Source organism: Metabacillus sp. 113a, assembly GCF_050107635.1.
GTDB lineage: Bacteria > Bacillota > Bacilli > Bacillales > Bacillaceae > Metabacillus_B.
In genome coordinates, this window is sequence record NZ_JBNILJ010000060.1 from 1 (window position 1) to 213 (window position 213).

Consider the following 213-nt stretch of genomic DNA (forward strand, 5'->3'; position numbering starts at 1 on the left):
ATCCATTTATTTGATTTTTTTGTGATGCGAAGAGTTCCTAGTTTATGCTTTAGCAAATCAAAATTGCGGTTATGCTTATCGACTAATATCGCACGAATAGGTGTTTTCTTTACTTTACCGTTAATCAGCAAAGGCAAATGTATGTGAGTGAAGTCAAACGAGTAGTTTTGGTTATTCCAAATGCAGACAGGCTTCACCAAAATAGGGATGATT

The 213-nt window shown here is 35.2% G+C and carries 1 pseudogene; it reads right to left on the reverse strand.

The window, feature by feature from the left end:
• Positions 1-213, reverse strand: a pseudogene (locus tag ACQCVE_RS19705) (RNA-guided endonuclease TnpB family protein); the annotation flags it as partial.